Below are 10,962 nucleotides of genomic sequence, written 5' to 3' on the forward strand. Positions count from 1 at the left end.
ATATTGATCTTTCTGCTTTGGGTGAACAAGACCTGATCAAAGTATTGTTTGCAGAGAATATCGGTGTGGTATTCCAGGCAGATGCTGGCGCAGAAGCAATACTTTCAGCCAATGGTGTTACTTTCCATAAAATTGGCGAAGTGACTGGTGATGCTGTATTGAACATCAAAAATGGCAGCAATGAAGCGCTGAATCTGGATATCGATCACTTACGTGATGTTTGGTTCAAAACCTCTTATTTATTAGATAAAAAACAAAGCGGCCCGGTCAAAGCGAAAGAACGCTATGACAACTACAAAAACCACGTTTTAAAATACAATTTCCCGGCGCAGTTTGACGGCAAGAAACCTGCGATAGACAGTAACAAGGCCCGCCCTAAAGCAGCTGTTCTTCGTGAAAAAGGGAGTAATTCTGAAAGAGAACTGGCGAATGCTATGTACCTGGCGGGTTTTGATGTAAAAGATGTGCACATGACGGATCTGATTACAGGCCGTGAGACACTGGAGGACATTCAGTTCATTGGTGCCGTGGGTGGTTTCTCCAACTCTGATGTTTTGGGATCGGCCAAAGGCTGGGCTGGTGCATTTATGTACAATGAGAAGGCCCGCATTGCGTTGGAGAAATTCTTCAGCCGTCCGGACACCCTTTCTGTGGGTGTCTGCAACGGCTGTCAGCTTTTTGTAGAACTTGGACTGATCAATAAAGACCATGAGGTAAAACCTAAAATGCTGCACAATGCCAGTCATAAGCATGAGAGTATTTTTACTTCACTCACTATACCGGAAAACAATTCTGTAATGTTGTCTACATTGGCTGGCAGTACATTGGGGGTTTGGGTATCGCATGGCGAAGGCCGGTTCCAGTTGCCTTATTCTGAAGACAAGTACAGGATCGTAGCTAAATATGCATACGAAAGCTACCCTGCCAGCCCGAACGGGTCTGATTACAACACTGCGATGCTATGCGACGAGACAGGCCGTCATTTGGTGATGATGCCGCACATTGAGCGTTCATTGTTTCAATGGCACTGGGCAAATTATCCTAAAGGACGCAAAGACGAGGTTACGCCATGGATGGAGGCCTTTGTCAATGCGAGGAAATGGATTGAAGGACAAAATCAACAATAACCTTAGGGTTTGGCATACTGTGCGGGTGGTGCTTGAAACCGGGTTTATGAACTACGGTAATTACACCACCTGCTGCTTTGATCTTCTTTTCAAAAGCCAGCGTATTCGTTTCCGGTGATACCGCTTCGTCGGCATCGGCACAAAGGATGAGGCTCGGGTACTTTCCATTTACTATTTGCGCTATTTTATCGATTGGGCTTCCTCTGAAATTTTGTACATCTTCATCAGTGCTCAGTCCATAATCTTTCATAAACTGATCGTGCTCCTGCTTGTATTTCAAGGCATTTTCCTTAGCACCCGGCCAGGTCTTCATATCCAGTACCGGGTTATCTACATAAGCACAGGCTACCATTGAAGGATTGGCTGCCGCCCAGTTGTAAACATAAATGGCTCCCCTGCTCATGCCTTCCAGTGCAGCTTTTTTAGACAGGCCTGCTTTAAGCAATATGGCATAAAAATCATCCCAGAGCGCGATGGCTTCCGGATTTCCAAGCAATTCTGCAGCATCGCAATAGACGACATGGAATCCACGTTCCAGCAAAGCGATGTCTGCTTGCGGTTCATGCCCCCAGAATCTTGCCCGCCAGATGTAAGGATGACCAATGGCAGACCATTTCGGCTTCACTACTTTGCAATCCCGGCCTTTCAGTTTAAAACCGGCACAGTCATACCCGTAAAAGGATTCTTTGGTAAAATCTTTCAAGTCCTTGAACACATCAAATCCTTCGTCTTTTTTGGCGTTGAGTGTTTCATACATCCGCATAGCAAGGATAGCAGATCCATGAACATCAGGATGGATGAGGTCTGGTACCATCTCGGGGTGGTCTATCAGGAGCTGGTGCATGTCCAGTACTTCAAGTCCGGTCTCATAAGCCACATTCCTTATTTTTGGCGCAATCCGGTTTACAATCACCGGATCCCAGATGCCGGTCGTATCCTTCACAAAAGAAACCATGGGCAGCATCAGGATCACCCGCGGATGCGATGGCAAGTCCTGAAAAGCTTTGATCATTTTCCGGTAATCTCCCTCATATTCATTCAGGTGCACCCTGTTGATCAACTTGGCATCATTGCCGCCCAGGTCAATGAAAACGACATCAGGATTGCTTTTTAGTGCCTGCTGATACTGAGCGGTTTTGACATATGGGTTGTCGCCATTTGTCAGTAAGGTAGTTCCGCTAACTCCATAGTTAGAAACCTGGTACCCGGTGCCCATCAGTATCTGGAGTTGCCCGGGAAAAGAAAAGGTCTCCCGCTTTTGGATACCATGCCCATAGGTGATGCTGGCACCGATACAGGCCACTTTTACCTGGGCATTACTTAGCTGTACACAAAAAAAGAAGATCAGCAGAAAAAAAAGGACTTGACGCATCGGAGTATGGTTTAGAACCCTAATATATTCATTATTGTGCTTTTTGCCCGACTTTAATAGTAGTACCCGCACTGCCGATCAGCCCGTCCATGTTGCTGCCCTGCAGGTTAATGTGATAGCTACCAGTGATATCCGAAGTATAAAAGCTCAGTGTCGCCTTACCATCGGCATCAGTAACGACATCAGGCTTCCAGTAGATGGTGGAGCGATAGTCTGGCTCCGTATTGTCTTTTGCGCTTACTGTATATTTCGGACTGTAGAACTCCTGCGGATACATGAGCGGCAATGGCCTGTATGTTGCTACATCAGGGTTGTTGTTCCTATACCAGCCGCGTCCGCCTTTTGTGGTGATCCCGATCACCGCAATCTCTCTTAGTCTATTGGTAAGTACATTTACGCGCAGTTCCAGGTATCCTGCCGATTGTGCATGGTTAATTCTATAAAATGGCTGGACTGTGTATAAGGGAATGGGATTCCCGTATTTGTCTTGTAATTGTATAAACGTTTCAGGGTCTAAAACATACTGTGATCCTGAGCGGAGCGCTACTTCCGATGCAATGATGTATTTCGATTTGTAAGTTTCACCAATACCCGGCACCGCATAGTTGCCGGTATATTTCCGGCTGTACATGACTTCCATTCCTAAAAAGCCTTCAATCTTAAATTCGCTCAATTCTTCAATCAGTTCTTTAACGTTAGGGTTCCCGTTCATCCTCACAGGGAGCCCGCCTCCATCTATCTCAATGATGACCATATAGTTGTTCAGTTTCAGTGTCGCCAGACCGTCCTCCATCACTACATTTAAACCCGGAACTTTTTGTTTCAGCAAATGATAAAGGTCCAAAACCCCGGATTCTTTAATGTCCTGTTCGTCAAATATGAGGTCAGCACCCTTTGAGATGTTTCGGTTATAGGAACCTTTGATGATCTTTTTGGTGGTGATCTTTACTTCTTTTAATGTGATCCCTGATTGCCTGAGGCTTTTTTCCTGAGCTTTGGCCACAACGCGCTTCACATAATTGAGCTGGGCAACATCGGTATTTACATACCATGGAAGTACCTGGTCGCGAAAACTTTCAGACACCGCAGCGGTCTTAAACTTGTCGACGGTAACCTCTCCGAAATTCATGGTTTTACCCTTAGGGGTCCTTGCCTGGATGAAAAAAGAACCGGAATCTATTTGGGGCAGGTTTTCAAAAACGTATTTACCCTTGTCATCAGTTATGGTACTGGTTATGAAAAACGGTTTTTTTGAAGAGATCAGCATTTGAGCTCCGGCGACAGGTTTCTTTAAAATATTAGCGACCGATCCCGACAGCCTGAAGTGCGTTTCCGCAGCAAATTCGACTGGCTTTGGCGCAGCAAATGCATCTTTCCAGTCGTAACCCCTCCAGCCTTGTGTGAGCATCAGGTTGTCAAGGGCCTGCCAGCGCTGCCTGTTATTTTTGTTCAGGTAATACCCCGGAGTTTCAATGGCCCCTTTTAATTCTGAACTGAGCAGCAAAGCGGATGTAATCCCATAGCTGCTGGCAGTATCCGGTGTGACCTGGCTGTCGTCTGTTACCGCCACTGAAAAGTTCCCTTTTACAGGATTACCGTCTTTGTCTTTGACTTCCAAAACTACGTTAACGCTGTCTCTTTTATAGTAAGCCGGTTTATCCGTTTTCACAGCAATCTGCAGGTCCTCCTGGTGATCAATGAATACCAGCCGTTCGTTCAAAGGAGTTTTATCTCTTAACAAAGTAAACCTGGTAATGCCCGGGGGAAACCTGCTTTTTGAAATACTCAGCTTTGTTTGCTGAAGGTCAATGGTCTGCGCATAGGTTATAACGCCCCTGGAGGTAGCCGTGAGGTAATAAGTACTCTTGCTGTCTGTGGCGCTGGTCGAAGAAATATTCAGGTCCAGTGAATCTTTTTGCTCATCATTGACAACATGTAAAACGATACCATCACGCTTAACAGGTGGCAGATTAAAGACCTTATCCAGATCTGCCGGCTGTGTTAGTTTTGCAAAATAGGTCTCCCCCGCTTTTGGTGTAAACTCAAAGGATCCCATCCCGCCATATAAACTTGAAAACTCAGTTACCGGATTTTCCTTAGTGTCGTAGATTGTACCCATTACATGAATTCCCAGGCCATCTTCGCCAACTGCTTTGAATCCTACGGCCGATTTCAGACCTGCAACCAGATTGCCACCTTCGGGCAAGAACTGGAGATCGATGTTTTGGTCTCTTTTGATGTTTAGCGGAATGAGCAGGCGCTGGCTGCCGTCGTTCTTGCTGAGGTTCCGGATCTCCATTCTGATGTTGCGGCCATCCGCTTTCCGTTTGATTTCGTGATTGACCGCAAGCCGGCCATCTGTGCCTGTACGCAGGTTCTCTTTATACAATTGCTTGTCGCTATCCATTATTTTCACTTCGACATCACGCAGACCCACAGCCGACTGATCAGAGCGGGTTAGTGAGACCTCTGTCTGCAGTTCATCTTTATCGGTCACTCTGGTCATCTTTGAACTTGACCTGACCAGCCAGGTGTCCTGTGTGGGCACACCAAGGTAAAGCCGTTTGGTAAAGAAATAATCGCTGCCAAAATTCTGCATCCAGTTGGTATAGGCGCGCATGGTATAGCCGCCTTCATGAAAGATCTTCGGAACCAACGGAATCTGGGCATAGCCAATGCCATCTTTTATCGGGATGCTGATCCGCCTGACCACCTCCGCGGTATCGTCGTTCAGCTCTACATACAGCAGACCGCTGCGTTTTGAAGCGGCAAGTGTGGCTGCATCAAAAAGATAGGCCTTAAACCAGATCGTATCACCCAGGTTATAATAAGGTTTATCGGTATGCACATAAAGCTTTTCGGCTGGCATCCTTTGCTGCAGCACCTTCATGGCTTTTACCACTTCAGTGGTATTGCCGGTCTCCTTATCTGTGATCTGCACCTGCGGACCTGCTTCAACTTCGTATCGGTATACCTGCCTGGCCAGTTCTCCAGCAGCATTAATGCCTTCAACTATTACCTTATAGGTTCCGGGATCATCAGCATTGAAGAAACTGAAACTTGCGTTTCCGCTGGCAAATGTTTTTATTTTCGGGTTCCAGTAAATGGTGGAGCGCAGGTCGGGCAGTTGGTTGCTGACGTTTGGCCGGTCATAGCGGGGCGAATAGAACTCACGGGCTTTATTGAAACCTTTGGGTTTGATGTTAACGATGCTTGGCGTATACCTTGGTGTGCGTTTTTTTCTCGTATAAATGAACAATCCAGGGGTAGGCGTTGAGAAACCTTTGCCAGGCTTACTAAACAACTGCATCAATGCCATATTATTGGTCACCGCATCTATCTTGATGATGTCTTTTGGATCGACACTGTTTTGATCAAACAACTGGCTGATCTCTATTAAACTATCTAGTCTCCTGCCGTCTAAAAATACCTGCATAGGTCCATTTCTATAATAAGGCATATTAAGCACCTCCGGTTGCAGTTCAGGATAAGGCCTGAAGCTGACCGAACCGAGCCTTCCCTGAAGACAGATCCCCAGGCTCGCACAGTTTTCGTCTTTCATCATATAGGTAAAATCGGCATGCCCATCGGGAATCTGAAAGATACCCTGGCTCCTCATTTCTGATTTGATCAGTTTCCTTGCTGTGATCTTTACTTCTTTCAACCTGTTGGCCCGGCTTTGCCTGCCTGTCCTGACCAGAACTTCATCCTGCTTTTTGCTGCTTTCCAGGTATACGCTAAAGCTTTCTTCGATATTTTCATTGAAACCGGGTATGTTCCAGTTTTTACCGATGACCTGTTTGGGTATGCTGTCCAGAATCACTTCTACTTTTTTACTTTTCTTGGCGCTTATTGCCTGTACCGCAAACCGGAGACTGTCCGCCAGCATGACCGGTTCATACTTAAACCGGCCGTCTGCATCTGTTTTTGTTTGTTCCAGGAATCCTGGTGTGAGCGACATTACCGTCACTGTGCCATTGACCACAGGTGTACCCGACAGGCTGAGGACCCTGCCGGATATTTCTGTGCCGAGAGACTCTGCTTTGTACAATGGTTTGTTTGCAGGAGTTGTGCCGAGTATTTCTTTCCAGGTAAAGCGCCGGTATCCCTGCGTGAGCATCAGGTTGTCCAAAGCTTTGTTGACATCGTAAGTTTCATTTGTAAAATAATAATTGGGCTGCTCGATATAACCTTTGATCTCTGAGCTCAAAAGGAGGTTTGACAATAAAGTGCTTTCATTGGCTTCATCAAAAGGAACCTTGTTTTCATCGATCACCGAGACCGAGAAGTTGCCCGGCACTGCCTCACCAAAACTGTTCATGGACTCCAGGTCTATGGTGACCTTTTCCCTGCTTTTATAGATCTTTTTAGCAGAACTGATCTTCAGTTCCATTCCGTCATTACTTTTGATAAAAATGATCCGTTCATTGACAGGTTCACCGCGGCTGTCAAACAGGGTAAACTGCGTGATGCCCGTGGGAAAGTTCCGTTTCGGTATCCAGACGGAGGTCATCACTCTGGAGATCTCTACCGGTGAGGCGAAAATGGCCTGGCCACCTGACTGTGCAAGCAGATTTACTGACCGGGGCGTCTGGAACTGCCCGGGCGTGGTCCTGACCCTGACCAGAATACTGTCTTTGTTGGGCTGATATACCGAAAGCACATAGCCCTGATCCGCAGCACGGGGCAGCACGATTGTTTTTGCCGAACCATCGGTGAAGGTTATTCTGGCACTGTAGCTCTTACCGGCCTGAGGCCTGATGTTGAACACCCCCATTCCAGCGTGTAAACTTTCAAAACCGGTAATCTCCTGCCCTGCTTCATCCAGAACAGTCCCTTTTATAGCAAGGCCCTTACCGTTTGCGCCTACCGCTTTAAATCCGATCCTGGAGTTGATGCCGTTGAGCAGGTTACCGCCTTCGGGAAAAAACTGTACATCGCTTTTGGAAAGAGAATCGGGTGGCCGTTCATTCTTTTTCTGGTTTTTAACCTTCATTTCCGATTTTTCGCGATCCGCCGCATCACCCGGCCGGACAACATTTAAAGGGTCGCCCACAGCAAATGTGTGGTCATAAAAGTATTCTTCGCCGGCATTGCGCATCCATTGGGTATAGGCCCTGATCCGGAAATTACCCGCCTTGTATTCATCGCCCAGGGTAAAATCGCCCATGGCCATACCGGCCGTAAGCGGGAGTTTTACCGCATGCAGCAGGGAATCCTTTTCATTGATCAATTCTACATACAATGCCCCGCTCAGTTTGGACAACTGGTGGCGGCTGCCGATGGTCACATAGGCTTTAAACCAGACTGTATCGCCAACTGCATAGTAGGGCTTGTCCATGTGCAGGTATACTTTTTCCTGCGGATTGCCATCCGTCCAGCGCTGAAATGCGGTTACAAATCTTTCTACAGGTTCTTCTATCCTTGGGGCAAAGGCCAGCAGGGCCAGTGCAAAAGTGGTTAACAAAATTAATGAGGAGCGTTTCATAAAAAATAGATTTACTGGCTAAGGAGCCTGATTAAAAACCTTCACAGTGGAAGCTGTACTTCCAATATTGCCATCCATATCACTTCCCTGCAGATTTACCGTATAATTCCCGGTGACATCCGATGTATAAAAACTAAACCTTGCCTTGCCGTTGACATCCGTGGTCACATCCGGTTTCCAGAAGATCGTGGAACGGTAGTCAGGTAGCAGCGTATGCTTGTCATTTATGGTATATTTCGGGCTGTAAAACTCCTGCGGGTAGGTCACCGGCAATGGCCGGTAAGTAGCATAGTCGGGTCTGTTATTCCTGATCCAGCCCTTCTTGAGGCGTGTCGTGATCTCAATTGAAGCGACCTCCGGGTCACCGTTCAGCAAACCAATTATCCAGTCCGTGTAACTTTGACCGCCAAGCCGGTTAAAATTGATATTCCCGGGATAACCCGCTGCCGAAATCTCCAGCGATGACATCTTCATTCTTGATGCAGCACCGCCCGGAGTAAATTGTGACACCCTTGGCGCGCCAAAAAGCCTGTTGGTAAATCTTCTGCTGTACATGACTTCCAGGCCAACAAATGACGCGATCTTGTATTCTTTCATTTCTGCAATCACCTCATTCACTGTTGGGAAAGGCGTTAGCTGGAAAGGAAGCCCATTGCCATCAATACTGATCCTGAGATAATAATTATTGAACATGATGGCCGGAAATCCCTCCCTCATCACCACTTTAAATCCCGGCAACTGCTGCCGCAGCAGCTCGTACAGATCGATGACCCCTGAAGCTTTGATATCGGCCTCATCCAGTACAATATCTGCGCCGCCATAGTGATAGGAACCTTTGATGGTCTTTCGGGAATTGATCTTTACTTCCCTGAGCAGATTTCCCGTTAGATTGAGGCTCCTGATTTCCGCATCGGCCATGTGTTTTACGTAGTTGAGCTGCGTCGCGTCGCTGTTGACATACCAGGGCAGCATCTGGTCCCTGAAATTCTCCGGTACTGGCGGTGCCTTAAATTTATCTACCGAAACAGCGCCAAAATTCATAGTTCTTCCCTTTGGGGTACGTGCCTGGATAAAAAACGAGCCCGAGTCTATCTGCGGCAAATTCTCAAATATATACCTGCCAGCACTATCCGTCAGGCTCTGCGCAATAAAAGCAGGCTTTTGAGATGAGATCAGCATCTGGGCACCCTTAACCGGCTTGTTTGCAATATTGACAACAGTTCCGGTTAATCTGAAATAAGGATTTGCTTCAAATTCAGGTTTCTTTGGGGTCATAAAAGCATTTTTCCAGTTATAACCTGTCCAGCCCTGGGTGAGCATCAGGTTATCCAATGCCTGCCAGCCTGCCTCATTGCGTCTGCTGAGGTAATAGCCGGGATTTTCCACATTGCCTCTCAGTTCAGCATTCAGCAGCAAGCTTGCCGATATTCCATAGTTATCCAGCGTATCCGGGTTCACCTGGCTGCTGTCGGTGATCGCTACGGAGAAACTGCCCTTTACAGGCACGCCATTTTTATCCCTTACAGCGATCTCCAGCTCCACCTTTTCCCGCTTATAATAACGTGAGCGGTCCGTACTCACTGCGATCTGGAGTGGTTGCGGCTGATCTATAAATACAATGCGCTCGTTTACCGGAGCCTTGTTTAAAAATACAGTAAACCTCGTAGTTCCCGCCGGAAAAAGGTTTTTTGCGATCTTATAATTGTTGATCTTTTCATCCAGTTGCTGCGCATAGGTCACAACACCCCTTGAGGTAGCAACCAGATAACCTCCGGCCGCAGACAGGTCCATACCTGAGACTGCCTGTATATTTACAGTAACAGAGTCATTCCGCTCTGGATTGACCACTGTCAACACCGTCCCTGATGCGGCGGCCACCTCCAGCGTGAAAATCTTTTCTGTATCCTTTGGTTCTGTGAGTCTTGCGGTATAGCTTTCACCAGCCTTAGGTGTAAATTCAAATGAACCCATCCCTCTATAAAGACTGGAAAACGCAGCAACCTGGTTGTTTTTGCTGTCATATAGTGCTCCCGCAACAGACAAACCCTTTCCATCTTCACCAAGCGCCTTAAATCCTACGGTTGATTTTAACCCGGCAACCAGTGTGCCGCCTTCCGGCAGGAGCTGCAGATCAATATTTTGGTTTCTCTTCACATTTACAGGCACAATCAGACGCTGTTTACCATCTTCTGGACTCATAGCCACGATCTCCAGTCTCATGTTTCGCCCGTCCGCTTTTTCCTTCAATTCATAATCGACTGACAATTTTCCGTCCGCACTGGTCTGCTTTTGTACTTTATAGCGCAGCTGGTCCCCCTCCAGAACCCGGATTTCTACATGCTTAAGCCCTGCCGCAGTCTGATCTGCCCTGCTTAAAAAAAGCTCGGTCTGCAACTGGTCCTTGTTTTCAACTTTGCCGATCTTTGAACTGGACCTGACCAGCCAGGTATCCTGCGACGGAACTCCCAAATAAAATCTTTTGGTAAAAAAATAATCATCTCCAAAGTTCTGCATCCAGTTGGTGTAGGCCCTAAGGGTATAGCCACCCTCCCGGAACATCTTCCTGCTCAATCCAATCTGCGCATATCCGGTGCCGTCTTTTATAGGGATACTGATCTTTCTCACCGATTCCGCGGTATCACTATTTAGCTCAACATACAGCAAGCCACTCCTTTTGGAGGCAGTGAGCGTTGCGGCATCAAAAAGATAGGCCTTAAACCAAATCGTATCACCAAGATTGTAATAGGATTTATCTGTGTGCACATAGAGTTTCTCTGCAGGCATCTTTTGCTGCATGCCCTGCAGGGCTTTTACCAGATCGTTATTCTTGGAGGCGGGTAACTCCGGAAGCTGAGCTTGCGTACCGCCTTCGACCTCATACCTGTACACCCGTCTGGCCAGCTCACCGGCCGCATTGATGCCCTCAACAACGACCTTATAATTTCCGGGACCGTCCGCATTAAAAAAGCTGAAGC

At 47.2% G+C, this 10,962-nt stretch carries 4 protein-coding genes; 1 reads left to right on the forward strand and 3 read right to left on the reverse strand.

All coding sequences use genetic code 11. The features are described 5' to 3' along the window. Nucleotides 1–1,127 (forward strand): phosphoribosylformylglycinamidine synthase subunit PurQ (locus tag VK541_RS06635; protein WP_324368154.1); only part of this gene is annotated, 1,127 nt, incomplete at its 5' end. On the opposite strand, the gene VK541_RS06640 is transcribed toward VK541_RS06635, so the two are convergent. The 3 genes from VK541_RS06640 to VK541_RS06650 form a co-directional block, all read right to left on the reverse strand. After that, nucleotides 1,087–2,499, reverse strand: coding sequence for a GDSL-type esterase/lipase family protein (locus VK541_RS06640; protein ID WP_324368156.1), 1,413 nt, complete (start codon nucleotides 2,497–2,499; stop codon nucleotides 1,087–1,089). The genes VK541_RS06635 and VK541_RS06640 overlap by 41 nt on opposite strands. A gap of 31 nt (nucleotides 2,500–2,530) precedes the next feature. Continuing rightward, nucleotides 2,531–7,987 carry a carboxypeptidase-like regulatory domain-containing protein gene (locus VK541_RS06645; protein WP_324368158.1) on the reverse strand — a complete coding sequence of 1,819 codons (5,457 nt, stop codon included), beginning with the start codon at nucleotides 7,985–7,987 and terminating at the stop codon, nucleotides 2,531–2,533. Nucleotides 7,988–8,005: 18 nt separating this feature from the next. Continuing rightward, a partial coding sequence (locus VK541_RS06650) for a carboxypeptidase-like regulatory domain-containing protein (RefSeq protein WP_324368160.1) occupies nucleotides 8,006–10,962 on the reverse strand: 2,957 nt, incomplete at its 5' end.

Origin of the sequence: Pedobacter sp. (assembly GCF_035317785.1) — a bacterium.
Classification (GTDB): domain Bacteria; phylum Bacteroidota; class Bacteroidia; order Sphingobacteriales; family Sphingobacteriaceae; genus Pedobacter.

What these genes read in the sequence shown, in the direction of transcription:
- VK541_RS06640 (WP_324368156.1), bottom strand. Translation starts at nt 2,499, where the DNA reads ATGCGTCAAGTCCTTTTTTTTCTGCTGATCTTCTTTTTTTGTGTACAG.
- VK541_RS06645 (WP_324368158.1), bottom strand. Translation starts at nt 7,987, where the DNA reads ATGAAACGCTCCTCATTAATTTTGTTAACCACTTTTGCACTGGCCCTG.